Source organism: Streptomyces sp. NPDC023573, assembly GCF_055559735.1.
Genome location: NZ_JBVHKB010000012.1, coordinates 38,414 through 60,604 on the forward strand (window position 1 = coordinate 38,414; position 22,191 = coordinate 60,604).

General features: G+C 74.3%; 2 protein-coding genes. Both read left to right on the top strand.

Going from position 1 to position 22,191, the window contains the following annotated elements; all coding sequences use genetic code 11:
• The first annotated feature begins 119 nt into the window (after positions 1–119).
• Complete coding sequence (locus ACZ32T_RS31015) at positions 120–14,633, top strand: amino acid adenylation domain-containing protein (protein ID WP_467370353.1); 14,514 nt, start codon at positions 120–122, stop codon at positions 14,631–14,633.
• A complete protein-coding gene (locus tag ACZ32T_RS31020; RefSeq protein ID WP_467370355.1) occupies positions 14,630–22,189 on the top strand; it encodes an amino acid adenylation domain-containing protein in 7,560 nt (2,519 codons plus the stop codon). The genes ACZ32T_RS31015 and ACZ32T_RS31020 overlap by 4 nt, the downstream gene beginning before the upstream one ends.
• Positions 22,190–22,191: the final 2 nt, after the last annotated feature.

Consider the following 22,191-nt stretch of genomic DNA (forward strand, 5'->3'; position numbering starts at 1 on the left):
GTGGCAGTCGTCTCCGCTTGCGCCGGCCCCTGTCCCAACGATCGGTGCACTGGCGTGGTCGGTTCCACCCGGCCCTTCTTCACCGTCCCCTAACGCTCTCCCCAAAGGTGTGGACCGGCATGCAGGAAAACCGTTCTCTCCCGACCCCCGAGGCTCCCGAAGAGTTCCTCGAACTGACCACGGCGCAGCAGGGTGTCTGGTACGGGCAACTCGTCGACCCGGCCAGCCCGAAATACAACATCGGGGAATGCTTCGAGATCCATGGTGACCTCGACGAGGAATTGTTCGGCGCGGCGTTCGGCCGGGCCATCGCCCTCTGCGACAGCCTCCATCTCGAGTTCGTCACCCAGGGCGAGACGGTCCGGCAGCACGTCGGCCACCGGGCCACGACGGACAGCGGCCGGCTCCGCCGGGTGGACCTGTCCGGCGCCGACGATGCCGAGGCGGCGGCCGAGCGATACATGGCCGCCGACATGTCCACCGTCGACCGGCTCGACGCCCCTCGCCACCACTTCGCGCTGCTGCGCATCGGCGACCGGCTGCACTACTGGTACGTCCGCTTTCACCACATCGCCGTCGACGGCCTCGGCGGCAGCGTCTTCGGCCGCATCGTGGCCGACCTCTACGGGCGGGCCGTGCGCGGCGAGGCCCTCGCCGCGGCCGAGCTGCCCCCCGCGCCCCTGCGCGACCTCATAGCCGACGAGGCGGCCTACCGGGGCTCGGACCGCTTCGAGGCCGACCGCGCCTACTGGACCGGGAAGTTCGGGGACCTGGCGGGCGTCGGCGACACCGCGGGCGTCGGGGACGACACGCGCGCCCGGGGCGGCGCCACGCTCATCCGGCGGCGCACCGACGCTCCGACAGCGTCCGGGCCCGCCGGAACGGACGTCCGGATGCACACCGGGGAGACCCTGCCCGTCACCGTCCTCGACGACCTGCGGAGTCTCGCCTCCGGACACCGCACCAGATGGCCGGTCGTCCTCGTGAGCGCGGTCGCCGCCTACGTGGCCCGGGTCACCGGGCAACAGGACATCACCGTGGGGCTCGCCTCCAACGGCCGTCACGGCGGACTGCGTCACATCGTCGGCATGACCGCCAACATCCTGCCGCTGCGCCTGACCGTCACCGCGGACATGACGGTCGGCGCCCTCGTACGCGCCGTCGCGGCCGAGATGGGCGGCGCCCTGCGTCACCGCCGCTTCTCCCGCGAACAGCTCGCCCGCGAACTGAACATGGCCGACGGCGCGGCGCACCTCACCGATGTCGTCGTCAACATCATGGGCTACGACTACGACCTCGACTTCGCCGGCAGCCCCGCCCCGTCCCGCGTGCTGTCCATCGGCCCGGTCGACGACGTGTCCCTCTTCGTTTCCGAACGGGCCGAGGGTAAGGGGCCGTTGATCGGGTTCGACGCCAACCCGGAGCTGTACCACCCCGATAACGTGCGGCTGCTCCAGCAGGCACTCGTCTCCTTCCTGTCGGCCGTGGCCGGCGCGGACGCCGGCACACCCCTGGGCGACCTGCCGTTCCTGGACGACACCGCCGCCGAGGCGTTGCTCGCCCACGGGCGTGGTGCCGCCCTGCCGGCCGGGACGGCGGCCTCCGGTCTGCCGGAAGCGTTCGGCGCGCGGGCCGCCCTTACCCCCGACGCCCCGGCCGTGGTGGACGGCGCCGCCACCCTCTCGTACCGGGAGCTGGCGCGGGTGGCGGAAGGCCTCGCCGGTGCCCTGGCCGGATGGGGCATCGGTGCCGAGGACGGCGTCGGCGTCCTCATGGGCCGCTCGGCGGCCGTGGTGTCCGCCACGCTCGGGACGGTCGCGGCCGGCGCCGCGTACGTACCCATGGACGCGGCCTGGCCGGCCGAACGGCTCGCCCGTGTGGCCGAAGTGGCCCGTGTCCGAGCGCTGGTGGTCGACGAGGCCACCGCCCGGCAGCGCTGGGTGGACGAGATGTCCGCCACCCTGCCGGTGCTCGTCCTGGACGGTCTCGGCGGCGTCGTACGCGGATACCCGCCCCGGCCCGGACTGCTGCCCGGAGCGGCTCCCGCAGGCCGGCTCGCCTACGTGATGTTCACCTCAGGCTCCACCGGCCTGCCCAAGGGCGTCGGCGTCACCCACGCCGACGTTCTCGCGCTGGCCGCCGACACCACCTGGTCGGACGGGGCGTGTGACGCGGTACTGCTCCACTCGGCCTATGTGTTCGACGCCTCCACGTTCGAGATCTGGGCGCCGCTCCTGAACGGCGGCTGCGTGGTTGTCGCGCCCGGCGGCGTACTGGAGGCGCCTGCCCTCAGGGACGTCGTGGACCGGTACGGGGTGACCGCGCTGTTCCTGACGACGGCCCTGTTCAACGTGGTGGCCGAGGCCGACCCCGCCGCGTTCGGCGGACTGCGCCTGGTCGCCGCCGGCGGTGAGGCCGCGACCCCGGACATGATGCAGCGGGTGGCGGCGGCCGCGCCCGGCACGCGCGTGCTGCACGTGTACGGGCCCACGGAGACCACGACCTTCGCCACCCGCCACGAGGTCGACGCCGGCACGCCCGGCACGCCGCCCATCGGCCGGGCCCTGGACGGGATGCGCCTCCTCGTGCTCGACGCCACCCTCGGGCCGGTGCCGCCCGGCGTCGTCGGGGAGCTCTACGTGAGCGGCCACGGTGTCGCCCGCGGCTACCAGGGCCGGCCGGCGCTGACCGCCACCCGGTTCGTCGCCGACCCGTACGACACCCGTGGCGGCCGGATGTACCGCACCGGTGACCTCGTGCGCTGGACCGCGCGCGGCGACATCGAGTACGTCGGGCGCGCGGACGGACAGGTCAAGCTCCGTGGATTCCGCATCGAGCCCGCCGAGATCGAGCACACCCTGCTCGCCGACCCGGACGTGCGCGCCGCCTGCGTCCTGGTCCGCGAGGACCTGCCGGGCGACCGGCGCCTCGTCGCCTATGTGGTGCGGACCCCGGGCGCCCGGGCGGACGACGCCGCCCTGGCCCGCCGCGTGGGGCGGGCTCTGCCCGCGTACATGGTGCCTTCCGTGTTCGTCCTCCTCGACGCGCTGCCCCTGAACGCCAACGGCAAGGTCGACCGCCGCGCCCTGCCCGTCCCCCGCGCCGTGGCCGCCACGGGCCGGGCCCCGCGCACGGCGTACGAGGAGGTCCTGGCGGGTCTGTTCGCCGACGTCCTGGGCGTGGACGCGGTCGGCGTCGACGACAACTTCTTCTCCATGGGCGGCCACTCGCTGCTCGCCACCCGCCTCACCGGACGGGTGCGGGCCACCCTGGGCGCCGAAATCAGCATGCGTACGCTCTTCGACCACCCCACGGTCGCCGCTCTCGCCGCCGCCCTCGACACCACCGGCACGGCCAGGCCCGCCCTCGTCCCCCAGCAACGGCCCGGCACGGTGCCGCTCTCCTTCGCGCAGCAGCGCCTCTGGTTCCTCAACCGCGCCGAGGGCCCCGGTGACACCTACACCGTCCCGCTGGTCGTCGAGCTCGAAGGCCCTCTGGACACGGACGCGCTGCGCGGCGCGCTGGCCGATGTCGTCGTCCGGCACGAGAGCCTGCGCACCGTGTTCGCCGAGGAGGACGGTGTCGCCCGCCAGGAAGTCCTCGACCCGTCCGCCGCCGTGGCACTCGTCCCCCTGGCCGTCGAGCTGCCGCCGGCGGACGAGAGCGCCGACGCCTGGGCGGAGGCAACGGTGCGCCGCTTGTCCGCGGTGCCCTTCGACCTCACCGGGGACGTCGGCGTCCGCGCGCATCTGCTGCGCCTGGGCCCGGCCCGACACGTCCTGGTGCTCGTCCTCCACCACGTCGTCGCCGACGGCTGGTCCCTCGCCCCGCTCAGCCGTGACCTCGGGGCCGCCTATCGCGCCAGACGTTCGGGCGCCGACACCCCCGACTGGCCCGCGCTGCCCGTGCAGTACGCCGACTACGCCCTCTGGCAGCGTCGGCTGCTCGGCTCGGCCGACGACCCGGGCAGCCTGGCCGCACGTCAGATCGCCTTCTGGCAGGAGGCGCTGCGGGGCGCGCCCGGTCTGCTCGACCTGCCGCTCGACCGGCCCCGCCCGGCGGTGGCCGGCCACCGGGGCGACTCGGTCCCGTTCGAGCTGCCCGCCCCCGCGCACGCCGCGCTCACCCGGCTCGCGCGTTCCACCGGCTGCACCCCTTTCATGGTCCTCCAGGCGGCTCTGGCCGTGACGCTGCACGCCCACGGCGCCGGGACCGACATCGCACTGGGCACCGCGACCGCGGGGCGCACCGACGAGGCCCTCGACGATCTGGTCGGGTTCTTCGTGAACACCGTCGTCCTGCGCACCGACCTGTCCGGCGATCCGACCTTCCGCGAACTCCTGGAGAGAGTGAAGGCGTTCGACATCGCCGCCTTCAGCCACAGCGACATCCCCTTCGAGGGGATCGTGGAGGCGCTCAATCCCGAGCGGTCCGGCGACCACCACCCGCTCTTCCAGACCATGCTGGTCCTCCAGAGCCAGGAGCGGGCGGGGCTCGACCTCCCCGGCGTCACCAGCCACGACCGGTCCCGGCACACCGGGGTCAGCAAGTTCGACCTGACGTTCTCGCTCACCGAGGTCACCGAGGTCACCGAAATCGCCGGGACCACCGAAGTCGCCGGGACCACCGAAGTCGCCGGGACCACCGAAGTCGCCGGGACCACCGAAGTCGCCGAGGTCGCCGAAGCCGGCATCGGGGGCTACCTGGAATACGCCACCGACCTCTTCGACGCCTCCACCGCCCGCGCCCTGTGCGCCCGTTTCGCCCGCGTCCTCACCCAGGCCGTGGCCGACCCGGACCGTGCGGTCGGCGACCTCGACCCCCTCGCGCCGGGCGAGCGCGACCGTCTCCTCGGCCAGGGACGCGGCGCGGAGCTCCCGCCGCCCGCCCGCACCGCCCCGGAGGCCGTCCGGGAATGGGCGGCACGCACACCTCGCGCCGTCGCCGTGCGCGACGCGCACACCAGCCTCACCTACGCCGAACTCGACGCCCGCGCCGACGCCCTCGCCCACGTCCTGCGCGAGCGGGGCGCGGGGCGTGAGGACCGGGTGGCGCTCGCCGCGCCGCCGTCCGTGGACACCGTCGTCGCCATGCTGGCCGTACTGCGCGCCGGTGCCGCCTATCTGCCCGTGGACCCGCAGTATCCGCCTGCCCGTGTCCGGCACATGCTCGACGACGCCCGGCCCGTCCTGGTGCTCACCACCACGGACGTCCACGCGAACCTGCCCGCCCTCGGCATACCGTGGCTCGCCCTCGACGGTCCGGACGCCCGGCCGGAGGGCCCCACCGTGCCCCTGCGGAGCGACCCGCACCCCACGGATCCCGCGTACGTCATCCACACCTCCGGCTCCACCGGCCGTCCCAAGGGCGTGGTCGTGACACACGCGGCCCTGGCCAACCACATGGCCTGGATGGCGCGCTACCTGGACGTCACCCCGGACGACCGCGTCCTCGCCCGCACCTCCACCAGCTTCGACGCATCCGTGTGGGAGATCTGGCTCCCGCTGATGAGCGGCGCCGAAGTCTGTGTGCTGCCGCACGACGCCAACCGGGAACCGGGCGCCCTCGTCTCCTGGATGAGCCGGTTCGGCGTCACCCTCGCCCAGTTCGTCCCCTCGCACCTCACCCTGGTCCTCGCCGAGGCGGCGCACGCCGCGCCGCTCCCCGGCCTGCGTGCCGTCCTGTGCGGCGGCGAACCGCTGCCGCGCGCTCTCGCCGACGACGTCACCAGGCTGTGGCGGGCCGAGGCGCACAACCTCTACGGGCCGACCGAGGCGACCATCGACGCGACCGCCCACCGTGCCGGCGGCCCGGAGACCGGCGGGCACCCGGACGCCCGCAATCCGTCGGAGACCGTGCCGATCGGCCTTCCCGTCGACACCATGCGTGCCTACGTCCTCGACACCCGGCTGCGGCCCGTGCCCCCCGGCGTCACCGGGGAGCTGTACCTCTCGGGCCCCAACCTCGCCCGTGGCTACCTGAACCGCCCGGGTCTGACCGCCGCACGGTTCGTCGCCGACCCGTTCGACGCCGGCGGCGCCCGCATGTACCGGACGGGCGACCTCGTACGGTGGAACCGGCACGGTCTGCTCGACCACGTGGCCCGCGCCGACGACCAGGTCAAGCTCCGCGGCTTCCGCATCGAGCTGGGCGAGGTCGAGGCCGCTCTCCTGGCGCGGCCCGGAGTCACGGCCTCCTGCGCCGTGATCCGGGAGGACGCGCCCGGCCGGCGCCGACTCGTCGCCTACGCCGTCGCCGGGGAGCCCGCCCCGCGCCCCGCCGCCCTCCGCGACGCCCTCGCCGAGACCCTTCCGCACTACATGGTGCCCGGGGCCGTCGTCGTCCTGGACGACCTCCCGCTCCTGCCCAACGGCAAGGTGGACCGGCGTGCCCTGCCCGCGCCCGAGCCGGACGCCGGTGCTCCCGCCGGAGCGGGGCAGCGCACTCTCCAGGAGGACCTGCTCGCCGGGATCTTCGCCGACGTCCTGGGCCGCCCGCTCGTGGGCCCGCACGACAGCTTCTTCGACCTCGGCGGACACTCGCTCCTCGCCATGCGCGTCGTCAGCCGTGTCCGTACCGTTCTGGGCGCCGAGATCGCCGTACGCACCCTCTTCGAGCACCCGACCGTCGCGGGCCTGGCCCGCGTCCTCGACACGCCGGGCCAGGCCCGCCCGCCGGTGGTCTCCGTGGCTCAGCGGCCCGATCCGCTGCCGCTGTCCTACGCGCAGCAGCGCCTGTGGTTCCTCAACCGGCTCGAAGGCCCCGGCTCCGCCTACAACGTCCCGCTCGTCCTCGAACTTGAGGGCGCCCTGGACACCGACGCCCTGCGAGCAGCCCTGCGCGATGTCGTGGAGCGGCACGAGGCGTTGCGCACCCTGTTCCCCGAACGGGACGGTGTCCCGCACCAGTTGATCCTCCCCGTCGACACCGCCACGCCCCACCCCCCTGTCCTGGCCACGGCCCCCGGGGAGCTGGAGGAAGCCGTCCTGGCCGCCGTGCGCGAGCCGTTCGACGTCGTCGTGGATCCGCCGTTGCGGGCCCTGCTGCTCCGCTCGGCACCGGGGCATCACGTCCTGGTGCTCGTCCTGCACCACATCGCGGGCGACGGCTGGTCCCTCGCCCCGCTCGCCCGCCACCTCGGCGAGGCCTACCGGGCCCGCGTCGAGGGCCGCAGGCCCGAGCTGACAGCCGGTACCCCGCTCCAGTACGCCGACTACACCCTCTGGCAGCACGCGGCCCTCGGCGACGGCGTCGCACCGGAGAGCGCACTGCGCCGGCAGCTCGACCACTGGCACTCCGCCCTCGCCGGTCTGCCCGGGCTGATCGACCTGCCGCTCGACCGGCCCCGCCCGGTCACCACGGACCCGAGAGGTGCCGTCCACACCTTCGACGTGCCACCCCCGTTGTACGCACAACTCCTGCGCCTGGCACGTGAGTCGGGCAGCAGCCTGTTCATGGTGCTCCAAGCCGCGGTGGCCACCCTGCTGCACCGGCACGGCGCGGGTGACGACATCCCGCTCGGTTCGCCCGTCGCCGGCCGCACCGACGAGGCACTGGAGGATCTTGTCGGGTTCTTCGTCAACACACTCGTGCTGCGCACGGACCTGTCCGGCAATCCGACCTTCCGCGAACTCCTCGTGCGGGTACGAGAGTTCGATCTCGCCGCCTACGCACACCAGGACGTGCCCTTCGAGCGCCTCGTCGAGAGCGTCAACCCCGTCCGGGCGCGCAACCACCACCCGCTGTTCCAGACCATGCTGGTCCTGCAGAACCAGGAGACCGACCGCCCGGACCTGCCGGGTCTCACCGTCGAGGACCGGCTCGTCCACAACGGCCTGAGCAAGTTCGACCTCACCTTCGCCTTCACCGAGGAGCAGGGCGCGGGCGGCGACGGCCAGGGCGCGGGCGGCCTCTCCGCCGGGATCGAGTACGCCACCGCCCTCTTCGACCGGGCCACCGTCGAAGCCCTCGCGGCACGTCTGGTCCGCCTCCTGGAGCAGGTGGCCGCCGACCCGGGCCTGCCCCTGGCGGGCTACCACCTGATGACGCCGGACGAGCGCACCCGGGTCACACGCTGGGGCACCGGCCGCGGTCTGCCGGACACCGCTGACGCCACCCTGTCCGCGCTCTTCGCGGCCCAGGCGCGCCGCACACCCGACGCAGTGGCCGTGACCGGCGACCACGCCACGCTCACGTACGCCGACCTCGACACGATCTCCGCCGGCCTCGCCCGCACCCTCGCGGGCCTCGGGACCGGCCCCGAGACCGGGGTCGGCGTGCTGCTCACCAGGTCGCCGGCCGTGGTGTCGGTGTCCCTGGGCGTGGTCCGCGCGGCCGGCGCCTACGTCCCGCTGGACGCGCGCTGGCCCGAGGAACGGCTCGACCAGGCCGCCGAAGTGGCGGCCCTGCGGGTCCTCGTCGTCGACGAGGAAGCCCACGCCACCCCCTGGGTCACCGCGACGGCCCGCCGGGTGCCGGTCGTGGTCGTGGACCGCGTCGGCCGGGTCCTGCGGGGCGCTCCCGCCCAGCCGGGCCACCCCGCGACGGTGCCGGGACCCGACGCGCTCGCGTACGTGATGTTCACCTCCGGCTCGACCGGCCTGCCCAAGGGCGTCGGCGTCACGCACGGCGACGTGGCCGCGCTCACCGCCGACTCGGCGTGGGCCGGCGGCGCCGCCGACGCGGTCCTGATGCACTCGGCGTACGTCTTCGACGCGTCCACGTTCGAGATCTGGGCCCCGCTCCTGCGCGGCGGCCGGATCGTCGTCGCACCCGCCGGGGTCCTGGAGGCCCGCGCCCTCGGCGACGCCGTCCACGAGCACGGCGTGACCGCCGTCTTTCTGACGACTGCCCTGTTCAACGTGTTCGCCGAGACCGACCCCGGTGCCTTCGCCGGCCTCCAACTGGTGTGCGCCGGCGGGGAACTGGCCTCACCGGACGCGATGCAGCGGGTGGCGGGCACCGCACCCGGCACGCGCGTCCTCCATGTGTACGGACCGACCGAGACCACCACCTTCGCCACCCGTCACGACGTGCCGGCCGACCTGCCCCCGGGGCCGCCGCCCGTCGGGCGCCCCCTGGACGGCATGCGCGGTTACGTCCTCGACGGCTCCCTGGGCCCCGTACCGCCGGGCGTCGTGGGCGAGCTGTACCTGGCCGGACGCGGCGTGGCACGCGGGTACACCGGGCTCCCGGGCCTGACCGCCACGCGTTTCGTCGCCGACCCGTTCGACCCGGCGGGCGGGCGCATGTACCGCACCGGCGACCTCGTCCGGTGGACCCACGACGGCCGGATCACGTACGTCAACCGCGCCGACGGGCAGGTGAAGCTGCGCGGCTACCGCATCGAACTCGGCGAAATCGAGGGCGTGCTCGCCTGCTGCGAGGGCGTCGCCGACTCCTTCGCCGTCGTCCGCGAGGACACACCCGGCGACCGCCGGCTGGTCTCATACGTGGTGCCCGCCGGCGGCGCGCGTCCCGAACCCGGAGACCTCGCCCGGGCCGTCGGCAGGTCCCTGCCCGCCTACATGGTCCCGTCCGCCTTCGTCCTGCTCGACGCGCTGCCGCTGACCCTGAACGGCAAGGTGGACCGGAACGCCCTGCCCGCCCCGGAGCAGCACGCCCCGGTCCGCGGGCGCACCGCGCGCACCGCCCGCGAGGAAATCCTGTGCGGGCTCTTCGCGGACCTGCTCGGCCTCGACGGGGTGTCTCCCGACGACGACTTCTTCTCCCTGGGCGGCCACTCCCTGCTCGCCACCCGCCTCGTCGCCCGCATCCGTACCGCGCTGGGTGTGGAGGTCCAGGTCAAGGCACTCTTCGAGCACCCCACACCGGCGGCACTCGCCGCCGCGCTGGACGGTGCCGCAACGGCCAGGCGCCCCCTCGGGCGCGCCCCGGGCCGTCCCGATCCGCTGCCGCTGTCCTACGCGCAGCAGCGCCTGTGGTTCCTCAACCGGTTCGAGGGGCCCAGCGCCACGTACAACGTGCCCCTGGTGCTCCGCCTGCGCGGACGGCTCGACACGGACGCCCTGGAGAGCGCCCTGTCGGACGTCGTCGAACGGCACGAGAGCCTGCGCACCGTCTTCCCCGACACCGGCGGAGTGGCGCGTCAGCTCGTCCTCGGCGCCGAGGACGCCGACCTCGACCTGACGCCCCGCGACACCGAGCCCGCCCGCCTCGACGAGATCCTGGGCGCCGAGGTGGCGCACACCTTCGACGTGAGCACGGACCTTCCCGTACGGGCCCGGCTGCTGCGGCTGGGAACCGAGGACCACGTCCTCGTCCTGCTCGTCCACCACATCGCGGGTGACGGCTGGTCCCTCACCCCGCTCGCGCGCGACCTGGGCGAGGCGTACCGGGCGCGTGTCGAGGGGGTGGAGCCCGCCTGGGCGGAACTCCGCGTCCAGTACGCCGACTACACCCTGTGGCAGCGCGCCCTGCTCGGCGAGGGGAACGACCCGGCGGGAGTGGCCTCCCGCCAGCTGGATTTCTGGCGGACCGCGCTCGCCGGCGCTCCCGATCTGCTCGATCTGCCCTGCGACCGGCCGCGCCCCGCCGTCACGGGGCACCGCGGCGACGCGTTCGCCTTCCCCGTCGACGCGGACACCCACCGGGCGCTGGCCGAGCTGGCCCGGACCAGCGGGTGCAGCCTCTTCATGGTGCTCCAGGCGGGTCTGTCGGTGCTCCTCTCCCGGCACGGCGCAGGCGAGGACATCCCGCTCGGCACCGCCGTCGCCGGACGCACCGACGAAGCCCTCGACGACCTGGTGGGCTTCTTCGTCAACACCCTCGTCCTGCGCACCGACCTGAGCGGGGATCCCACCTTCCGCGACGTACTCGACCGGGTACGGGACTTCGACCTGGCGGCCTACGCCCACCAGGACGTGCCGTTCGAGCGGTTGGTGGACGCCCTCAGCCCGGCCCGGGCGCAGAACCACCACCCGCTGTTCCAGACCATGCTCGTCCTCCAGAACCACGCGGCCGCGGCCGTCGGCCTGCCCGGGCTCACGGTGACCGAACAGCCCGTGCGCACCGGCATCAGCAAATTCGACCTCACCTTCACCTTCACCGAGAAGCACGACGGCACGGGCCGGCCCGCCGGTCTCGACGGCGTCCTGGAGTTCTCCACCGAACTCTTCGCCCACGGGACCGCGCGCACCCTGGCCGCCCGGCTGACCCGCCTGCTCGCCTCACTCGCCGCCGACCCCGGCCGGCGTGTCCACACCACCGACGTCCTGGGACCCGCCGAGCGGCGCGGCGTCGAACGCGCCGCACACGGCGCGGTGCGGCCGGTGGCCGCCCGCACGGCGCCCGAGGCGTTCCGGGCACAGTGCGCGCGTACCCCCGCGGCGACCGCCGTGCTGGACGGCGCGCACCGCCTCACCTTCCGCGAACTCGACGCGCTCTCCGACGATCTCGCGCACCACCTGGGCGCCAGAGGCATCGGCCGCGGCGACCTCGTCGCCCTCGCCCTCGAAGGGACCACCGACCAGGCCGTCGCGATGCTGGCGGTGGTCAAGGCCGGGGCCGCGTACCTGCCCGTCGACCTGGAGTACCCCGAGGCGCGCGTCGCCCACATGCTCGACGACGCCCGCCCTGCCCTGCTCCTCACCCATGGCACCGCACGAACCGCGCGGTACAGCCGGTCCGTCCCCTGCCTCGCCCTCGACGACCGGGCCGCATGGTCCACCGGCCGGCCGGCGCCCGTGACCGCCGCGCCGGACCCGCGCGACGCGGCGTACGTCATCTACACCTCGGGCTCCACCGGCCGCCCGAAGGGCGTCGTCGTCACCCACGCCTCCCTGACCAACCACATGGCGTGGATGGCGGACCACCTGGGCCTCACCGGCGAGGACCGGGTCCTCGCCCGCACCTCGCCGAGCTTCGACGCCTCGGTCTGGGAGACATGGCTTCCGCTCCTGCACGGCGGCGCCACCTGCCCCGTGCCGCCGGCCCTCAACCACGACCCGGCGGCGCTGCTGGCCCGGATGCGTGACGCGGGCACGACCCTGGCCCAGTTCGTGCCCTCGCACCTCTCGCTCGTCCTCACCGAGACCGCTCCCGGCGAGGCGCCCCCGACGCTGCGGGCCGTCCTGTGCGGTGGTGAACCCCTGACCAGGGACCTCGCGGAGCGAGTCGGGCGGACATGGCAGGCCGAGGTGCACAACCTCTACGGGCCCACCGAGGCGACCATCGACGCCACCGCCCACCGGTACGGGACCACGGACGCCCCGGTGGGGGAGGGGAACGTGCCGCTGGGCCGCCCCGTCGACAACACCCGTGCCTACGTCCTCGACGGGGGCCTCCTGCCGGTGCCCCCGGGCGTCACCGGCGAGCTCTACGTCGCGGGCGAGGGCCTCGCCCGCGGCTATCTGGGGCGCGCGGGCCTGACCGCCGCCCGGTTCGTCGCCGACCCGTACGGCCCCGCCGGCAGCCGCATGTACCGCACGGGTGACCTCGTCAGGCGGGACGCCGACGGCCTGATCGGCTATGTAGCCCGCGCCGACGACCAGGTCAAGCTGCACGGCTACCGCATCGAACTCGGCGAGATCGAGGCCGCTCTGACCGGGCTCGACGGCATCACCGCCGCCTGCGCCCTCGTCCGCGAGGACCGTCCGGGCGAGCGGCGCCTGGTCGCCTACACCGTCGCCGGCGGGAGCGGCGGCCACGCGGCCCTCACGGACGGCGAGGTACGCACCCGTCTGATGGCCGCCCTGCCGCCGTACATGGTGCCCGCCGTCCTCGTCCCCCTCGACGCGCTGCCGCTGCTGCCCAACGGGAAGACCGACCGGCGGGCCCTGCCCGCCCCGGAGCGGCCCGCCGCCCTCCGGCCGGGCGGAGAGCCGCGCACCGAACAGGAACGCGTCCTGTGCGAGGCGTTCGCCTCCGTCCTGAAGGCTCCGGCCGTCCGCGCGGACGACGACTTCTTCGCGCTCGGCGGCGACAGCATCCTCTCCATCCAGCTCGTCAGCCGCGTCCGCGACGCGGGCCTCGGCGTCACCCCGCGCGACGTCTTCGTCCACCGCACGCCCGAGGCCGTCGCGGCCGTCGCCACCGCCCTCGGCCGGGAGACCGCCGCGCCGGCCGGGGAGGGCACCGGCGAGATGCCGCCGACGCCCATCGTCGCCTGGTTCCTGGAGCGGCCCGGCACCACCGACGGATACAACCAGTCCGGGGTGCTGCGCACGCCCGCGGGCGCCGACGAGGACTCCCTCGTAGCCACTCTCCAACTCCTCATCGACCAGCACGACATGCTCCGGCTCCGGACCACCCGCTCGGCCGGCGGGGCACCCGTCATGGAGGCCCTGCCGCCCGGGGCCGTCCCCGCCCGGCGCCGCTTCACCCGGGTCGACGTCGCGGGGCTCGACGCGGAAGCCGTCCGCGCCGCCGTCACCGAGGCGGGTGAAGAGGCGCGCAGACGGCTGCGGCCCGCGCACGGGGAGGTGGTCGAGGCCGTCTGGTGCGACGCCGGGCCCCGCACCCGCGGGCGGCTGCTGCTCGTCGTGCACCACCTGGCCGTCGACGCGGTGTCCTGGCGCATCCTCGCCGCCGATGTGGCGCACGCCTGGGAGACCGTCACCGAGGCCGCGGCCGAAGGCGGACGGCCGCCCGCACCACGCCCGGCCACCACGTCCTACCGGCAGTGGGCACGGCTCCTGGCGTCCCAGGCGCGTGAACCGAGACGTGAGAACGAACTCAGCCTGTGGCAGACGGCGTTGAGTACGCCTGACCCGCAGCTGGGATACCGGCCGCTCGACCCCGACCTGGACACCGCCGACCGGACGCGCACCCTCGTCACCCACCTGCCCGCCACCTGGACGAGATCCCTCCTCACCACCGCCCCCGCCGCCTTCCACGCCGGGGTCGACGACGTCCTGCTCACGGGGCTGGCCCTCGCCGTCTGCTCCTGGCGTGCCGAACGGGCCGCCGCCCTCGGCGGGTCCCGGCCGGACAGCACCGCCGTCCTGCTCGACCTGGAGGGACACGGCCGCGAGCAGATAGCCGACCACCTCGACCTCTCCCGTACGGTCGGCTGGTTCACCAGCCTCTACCCGGTCCGGATCGACCCCGGACCCGTCGACGCCCGCGCTCCCGGCCGCTTCGACGCCGCCCTGGTCGAACGCGCCCTCAAACGCGTCAAGGAGCAGCTGCGCGCCGTCCCGGACCACGGCGTCGGCTACGGAATGCTGCGCCACCTCAACCCCGCCACCCGCCAGGTGCTGGCCGCCTCACCCGATCCCCAGATCGGTTTCAACTACCTCGGCCGGTACGTCTCTTCGCCCGCCCCGGCGGGCGGGAGCGACGGCGCCGACTGGGACGTCCTGCTCGACGGCGGCGGACCACGCGGCCAGGACCCCGACATGCCCGTCCACCACGTCCTCGACATCAACGCGCACACCGAGGACCTGCCGGACGGTCCGCGCCTGGTGACCCGCTGGACCTGGCCCAGCGACCTCCTCAAGGAGGAGGACGTGGAGTCCCTGTCCGAGGCCTTCACCCGCGCCCTGCGCGCCGTGGCCGAACACGCCGAACGTCCCGACGCGGGCGGCTACACGCCGTCCGACCTCCCCCTGGTCTCCCTAGGCCAGGCCCAGATCGACCGACTGCAGAACAAGTGGGGTGGCCGCAAGTGACCGGGTTCCGACTGGAAGACGTACTGCCGCTGACGCCGTTGCAGGCAGGCATGCTCTTCCACGCGCTGTACGACTCCCGTGCCGTGGACGTCTACACCGCGCAGTTCGTCTTCGACCTCGAAGGCCCCGTGAGTGTCCCCGCCCTGCACGCCGCCGTGGACGGCCTGCTGCGGCGGCACGCCAACCTGCGGGTCGGATTCCTCCACGAGGACCTGGACGAACCCGTGCAGGCCGTCGCCGCCGAGGTACCGGTGCCGCTGGAGGAGCTGGACCTGACCGGGGCGTACGGCGCGGACACGGCACAGGAGCGCCTCACCGCGTTCCTCGCCGCCGACCGGACCCGACGCTTCGACCTCACCTCACCACCGCTGATGCGGTTCACCCTCGTGCGCACGGCTGCCGAGAGCCACCGGCTCGTCATGACGAGCCACCACATCCTGCTCGACGGATGGTCGATGCCGCTGCTCGTGCGGGAGCTTTTCGAGCTGTACGCACGCAAGGGCGACGACAGCGCCCTGCCGCGCGTCGTCCCGTACCGCACCTACCTCGCCTGGCTGGCCCGGCAGGACCGGACCGCCGCACTGGACGCCTGGCGCGCCTCACTCGCCGGTGTCGAGTCGCCCACCCTGCTCGCCGGGACGGGCGGGGCGGACGTGCCGGGCTCCGGCGAGCTGCCCGACACACTCGTCCTCGATCTGGACGCCGGCACGACGCACCGGCTGCGTGAGACGGCCCGCGCGCACCGGCTCACCCTCAACACCCTGGTGCAGGGCGCCTGGGCCCTGGTGCTCGCCTACCGCACCGGACGTTCCGACGTCGTGTTCGGCACCACCGTCTCCGGACGCCCGCCGGAGATTCCGGGCATCGAGTCGATGGTCGGCCTGTTCATCAACACGGTGCCCGTACGGCTCCGCCCGGCCCCCGGCGAAACGCTGGCCGCGCTCCTGACCCGGCTCCAGGAGGAGCAGAGCCGTCTCCTCGGTCACCAGTACGTGGGCCTGACCGAGATCCGCGGTGTCACCGGGCTGGACGAGCTCTTCGACACCCTGGCCGTGTTCGAGAACTACCCGATGGACGCGGAGGCCCTGCGCACCGCGCAGCAGGGGCTGCCCGGCCTCGCCGTCACCGGCTTCAGCGGCACGGACGCCGCCCACTACCCGCTCACCCTCACCATCGCTCCGGGCGACTCCCTGAGGATCACCTTCGGATACCGGACGGCCGTACTCGGCCATGACGAGGTGGCCCGTACGGTCGCCCGCATGCGGCGCCTGCTGACCGCGATGGCGGACGGGCTCGACAGCCGCGCCGACGCCGTCCCCGTGCTCCTGGACGGTGAGCGCGAGACGCTGCTCTCCCAGGGGATCGGTGCCGGGCTCCTCCGCGACACCCTGGACGAGAGCATTCCGGCCGCCGTCGCCCGGAGTGCCGCCCGCCACCCGGACGCGGTGGCCGTGTCCGAGGCCGGCGAGCAGCTGACCTACGGCCGGCTCGTGTCACTGTCGGACGGGTTGGCCGGTGCGCTGGCGGGTGCCGGAACCGGCGCCGAGGACGGCGTCGGGATCCTCATGGGCCGCTCGACGGCCCTGGTCACCGCATCCCTGGCAGCCCTGCGCGCCGGTGCCGCCTATGTACCGCTCGATCCGGGCTGGCCCGCCGAACGGCTCACCCGTGTCGCCGAGGTGGCCTCCCTCCGCACCCTGATCGTCGACGGGGCCAACCGCACCCACCCGTGGGTGCGCGGTCTCGGACCCGACGTGCACGTGGTGACGGTCGACCACGTGGGCCGGCCCGTGCAAGGGGCCCCAGACATCCCGGGAGCCCTCCCCGCCGTCCCGGGCGGCGCCGGGCTCGCGTACGTGATGTTCACCTCGGGTTCCACCGGTCTGCCCAAGGGGGTCGGCGTCACCCACGCCGACATCACCGCCCTGGCGTCCGACCGGACGTGGTGTGACGGCGTCGCCGACGCCGTCCTGCTGCACTCGGCCTACGTCTTCGACGCCTCCACCTTCGAGATATGGGCCCCCCTCCTCAACGGGGGCCGTGTCGTCGTGGCCCCCGAGGGCGCCCTCCAGCCCGAAGTGCTGCGTGACCTCGTCGCCCGTGACGGCGTGACGGCGGCGTTCCTGACCACGGCCCTGTTCAACGTCATCGCCGAGACCGATCCCGGTGCCCTCGGACTGCTCCGCCTGGCCGCCTCAGGAGGCGAGGCCGCGGCGCCCGGCGTCCTCCAGAGCCTCGCCGCCGCGCACCCCGGCACCGTCTTCCTCAATGTCTACGGTCCCACCGAGACCACCACGTTCGCCACCCTCCACCACGTACGCCCCGGCGACGCTCCCGGCGTCGTCCCCCCGATCGGCCGCCCGCTCGACGGTATGCGCGCCTACGTCCTGGACGGCGCGATGCGGCCCGTGCCGTCCGGCGCCGAGGGCGAACTGTACGTCGCGGGGCCCGGGGTGGCGCGCGGCTACCTGGGGCGCCCCGGTCTCACCGCCACCCGGTTCGTCGCCGACCCGTTCGCCGGCACGGGGGCGCGGATGTACCGCACCGGCGACCTCGTGCGCCGCGACCCCGACGGCACCCTGCACCACGTGGCCCGGGCCGACCAGCAGATCAAGCTCCGGGGCCACCGCATCGAGCCCGCCGAGATCGAGGCGGTGCTCCGCGCCGACCCGTCCGTACGGGCGGCCTGCGTCCTGGTCCGCGAGGACCTGCCGGGCGACCGGACCCTGACCGCCTACGTCGTCCCGGCGCCAGGGCGTGTCCCGGACCCGGACCTGCTCGCCGCCCACCTCGGCAGCCAACTGCCCGCCTACATGGTGCCGTCGGCCATCCAGCCGCTCGACGCGCTTCCGCTGACCACCAACGGCAAGCTCGACCGGTCGGCCCTCCCGGCACCCGCCGCCCCTCCCGGCCCGGGGAGCCGCCCGCCCCGCACCGCACACGAGGAGATCCTCGCCGGACTGTTCGCCGACGTGCTGGGCGTGGACCGCGTCGGCGTCGACGACAGCTTCTTCGCCCTGGGCGGCCACTCCCTGCTCGCCACCCGCCTCGTCGGCCGCGTCCGCACCGCCCTGGACACCGAGACGGAGATCCGCACCCTCTTCGAGAACCCCACCGTCGCCACGCTCGCCACCGCCCTGCGGGACGCCGGCCGTCCCGCGCGCCCCGCGCTCGTACCGCAGGAACGCCCGGCCGCGCTCCCGCTGTCCTACGCCCAGCAGCGCCTGTGGTTCCTGCACCGCCTCGAAGGCCCCTCCGCCACCTACAACATCCCCTTCGCCCTGCGCATCGACGGACCGCTCGACACCGAGGCGCTGCGCATGGCCCTCCGCGACGTCGTCGACCGGCACGCCGCCCTGCGCACCGTGTTCCCCGAGCACGACAGCCGGCCGCGCCAGCACATCACCGCCCCGGACGACGTCCGCCTCCCGTTCGCCCTCGAAGCCGTCGACGAGCAGGGACTGCCCGACCGGATCAGGGCGGCCGCCGCCGCACCGATCGACATCGAGCACCGTCTCCCGCTTCGGGCGACCCTGCTGCGCCTGACCGACGACGCCCACGTCCTGGTCCTCGTGATCCACCACATCGCCGCCGACGGCTCGTCCCTCGCATCCCTCGCCCGGGACCTCGGCACCGCCTACCGCGCCCGCGTCCGCGCCGAGGCACCGCAGTGGGCCGAACCGACCGTCGACTACGCCGACTACACCCTCTGGCAGCGCCGCCTGCTCGGCGACGAGCACGACCCGGAGAGCCTCGCGGCACGCCAGCTGGCCCACTGGAGAAGCGCACTGGACGGGCTGCCGGAGAGGGTCGAGCTGCCCTGGGACCGGCCGCGCCCGGCCGTACCCCGGCACACCGGCGCCACCCACGACTTCGCACTCGGCACCGCCACCGCCCGGCGGGTCGCCGACCTCGCCCGCAGCAGCGGATGCAGCGTCTTCATGGTGCTCCAGGCCGCCCTCTCGACCGTCCTCTCACGGCACGGCGCCGGCCACGACATCCCGCTGGGCACAGCCGTCGCCGGACGCACCGACGAGGCGGTCTCCGACCTCGTCGGCTTCTTCGTCAACACACTCGTGCTGCGCACGGACCTGACGGGAGACCCCACCTTTCTTGAACTCCTCGATCGTGTGCGGGAGTTCGACCTCAACGCGTACGCGAACCAGGACGTCCCGTTCGAACGCCTGGTGGAACTGCTCAACCCCGCCCGCTCGCAGAACCACCATCCGCTGTTCCAGACCATGCTCATCCTCCAGAACCACACCCCGGCCGCCCCCGTGGACCTGCCCGGCCTCACCACCCACGGTGTGCCGGCCGCCCCAGGCGTCAGCAAGTTCGACCTGTCGTTCACCTTCACCGAGACGTACGACGACAGCGGCACACCCAGCGGCATGCGAGGCGCCGTCGACTACGCGACGGAACTCTTCGACGCGGCCACGGTCCGCGACCTCGCCGCGCGTCTCGTCCTGCTGCTCGACTCCGTGACCACCGAACCCGACCGCCCGCTGAGCACGTACGACGTGCTCACCACCGACGAGCGCGCCCGCCTCGCCGCCTGGGGGACCGGACCCGTCGAGAACCTGCCGGAGTCGACCGTCCCCGCGCTCTTCGAGCAGTGGGTCCGGCGCACCCCGGACGCTCCGGCGGTCCGCGACGCCGGCACCACCCTCACCTACGGTGAGCTCGACGCCCGCGCCGACGCCGTCGCCCACCACCTCGCGGCCCGGGGCATCGGCCCCGAGGACCGGGTGGCGATAGCCCTGCCCCGCACCCACGACCTCGTCGTGACCCTCCTCGGCGTCCTCAAGGCCGGGGCGGCGTACGTACCGCTCGACCCCGACTACCCGGCCCCGCGCCTGTCCTACATGCTCGACGACGCCCGGCCGCGCCTCCTCCTCACCACGCCCGCCATCCGCCGCCGCCTCCCGGAGTCCCCGGTGCCGTGCCTCTACACCGGCGACCTGGAGACCGGCGCGTCGGCGTCCGCGCCCGCCCGCCCGGTCCTGCTCCCGGCGCACCCGGCGTACGTCATCTACACGTCCGGCTCCACCGGCCGCCCGAAGGGCGTCGTGGTCACCCACCGGGGCGCCGGTGCCATGGCCAGGACCCAGAGCGAGCGGCTGCGGGTCGCCCCGGGAAGCCGGGTGCTGCACATGGCGTCCGTCAGCTTCGACGCCGCGTTCTGGGAGCTGTGCATGGGGCTGCTCTCCGGAGCCTGCCTGGAGATCGACGAACGCGAAGCCTTGCTGCCCGGCCCCGCCCTCGCCACCCTGGTCCGCGAGCGGGGTGTCACCCACCTCACCCTGCCGCCCGCCGCGCTCGCGGTGATGCCGCCGAAGTCACTGCCCACCGGGACGACGATGGTCCTCGCCGGTGAGGCGTGCCCGCCGGCCCTGGTGCGCGCCTGGGCGCGGGACCGGTTCCTCGTCAACGCCTACGGCCCGACCGAGACCACCGTGTGCGCGACCATGAGCACCTTCCAGCACGCGGACGGGCCGCACGCCCCCGACCGGAGCGTCTCCATCGGCGTCCCCGTCAACGGCACCCGCGTCCAGGTCCTGGACGACAGGCTGGCCCCCGTGCCACCCGGCGTCATCGGCGAACTGTACGTCTCCGGAGAGGGCGTGGCCCGCGGCTACCACGGCCAGGCTGCCCTGACCGCGACCCGCTTCGTGGCCGACCCGTCCGACCGCGCGGGGGGCCGTATGTACCGCACCGGTGACCTGGTGCGCTGGACGGCCGACGGGGAGCTCGTCTACGTCTCCCGTGTCGACGACCAGGTCAAACTGCGCGGCTTCCGCATCGAACTCGGCGAGATCGAAGCCGCGCTCACCGCCCTGCCCGGCGTCGCCGCGGCCTGCGCCGTCGTCCGCGAGGACCGGCCCGGCGACCGGCGCCTGGTCGCCTACACCGTGGCCGCCGACGGTGCGGACGGCCCGGACGACGCCGGGACACGGGCGCACCTCGCCGCCACGCTGCCCGCCCACATGGTCCCCGCGGCCCATGTACGGCTCGACGCCCTGCCCGTCACCCCCAACGGCAAGACCGACCGGCGCGCCCTGCCCGCACCGGAGCACGCCGTACCGGCCGGCGGCCGTGCACCGCGCACCGCTCGCGAACGCGCGCTGTGCGAGGCCTTCGCGGAGACACTCGGCGTGCCCGAGGTCGGTGTCTCGGACGACTTCTTCGCCCTCGGCGGCCACTCGCTGCTCGCCGTGACCCTCGCCCGGCGGATCGAAGAACGCTGCGGCCGACGCCCCGCCCTGCGCGCCCTGTTCGCGGCGCCGACCGTCGAAGGGGTGGCCCGCCTCCTGGAGAGCGAGGCGGGGGAGGAGGACCGGGCGAGCACCGTCGCTCCGGGGCTCGCCGCCGAAATCCGCCTGGCGCCGGACATCACCGGCGTGGGGCGGGACGGCACCGCCCCGCGCCCCGGACTCTCCCGCCCGTCCCCGCGGCCGCTCCTGACCGGCGCTTCCGGCTTCCTCGGCGCTTTCCTCCTCCGCGACCTCATCGAGACCACCGACGGCCCGGTCGACTGCCTCGTACGTGCCGAGGACGAGCAGCGCGCCGCGGACCGGCTACGGGCGAATCTGGAGCGCTACGGCCTGTGGCGTCCCCGGTATGCCGCCCTCGTCCGCCCCGTCCCCGGGGACCTCGCAGCCCCCGGCCTCGGCCTGTCACCCGAGGCCCGGTCGGCCCTGGTCCGCCGGCTCGGCCCGGTCGTCCACAACGGCGCCCGCGTCAACTTCGCCGCCGGCTACGGCGATCTGCGCGCCCCGAACGTGGCGGGCACCGAGGAACTGCTGCGTCTGCTGGCCGACTCGGCGTCACCCGGGATGCACTACGTCTCGACCACGAGCGTCTACGCCCCGGCGACAGGCGCGGAGCCCGACACCGTCACGGAGTCCACCCCGACAGGACCGGCGTCCGGCCTGCCCGACGGCTACGCCCAGAGCAAGTGGGTCGCCGAGCAACTGGTCGGCCTGGCCCGCGAGCGCGGGCTGCCGGTGACGGTCTACCGGCCCGGGCGCATCAGCGGCGACACCGCCACCGGCGCCTGCCAGGACCGCGACCTGCTGTGGCAGCTCATCAAGGGGTGCCTCCAGGCGGGCGCGGTGCCGGACCTGCCGTACGGGTCGACCGACTGGGTGCCCGTGGACCACGTCAGCGCGGCAGTGGTGGCGCTCTCCGCGTCCGGCGGGACCGGTGCCGAGGCCTACCACCTCACCAACCCGGACGCACCGGGGCTGGACCGTGTCTTCGAAGCCGCCGCCCGCCTGGGCCACGACGTGCGCACCGTCCCCGCAGCGGAATGGCAGGCCCGCGTCGCGGCCCGGCACGACAACGCGGCGCAACTGTTCCTCGGCGACGCGGGACAGACCAGGCAGGAGGCGACGGAGCACCGCCGCTTCGACTCCAGCCGGACGGCAGAGGCGGCGGGAGCACTGGGCGTCCACCTGCCGGCCCTGACCGACGACATCCTGACCCGCTACCTGACCTACTTCCAGGAGACGGGCTTCCTGCCCACTCCGCAGGGGCTGCGGGTGACGACGTAGCC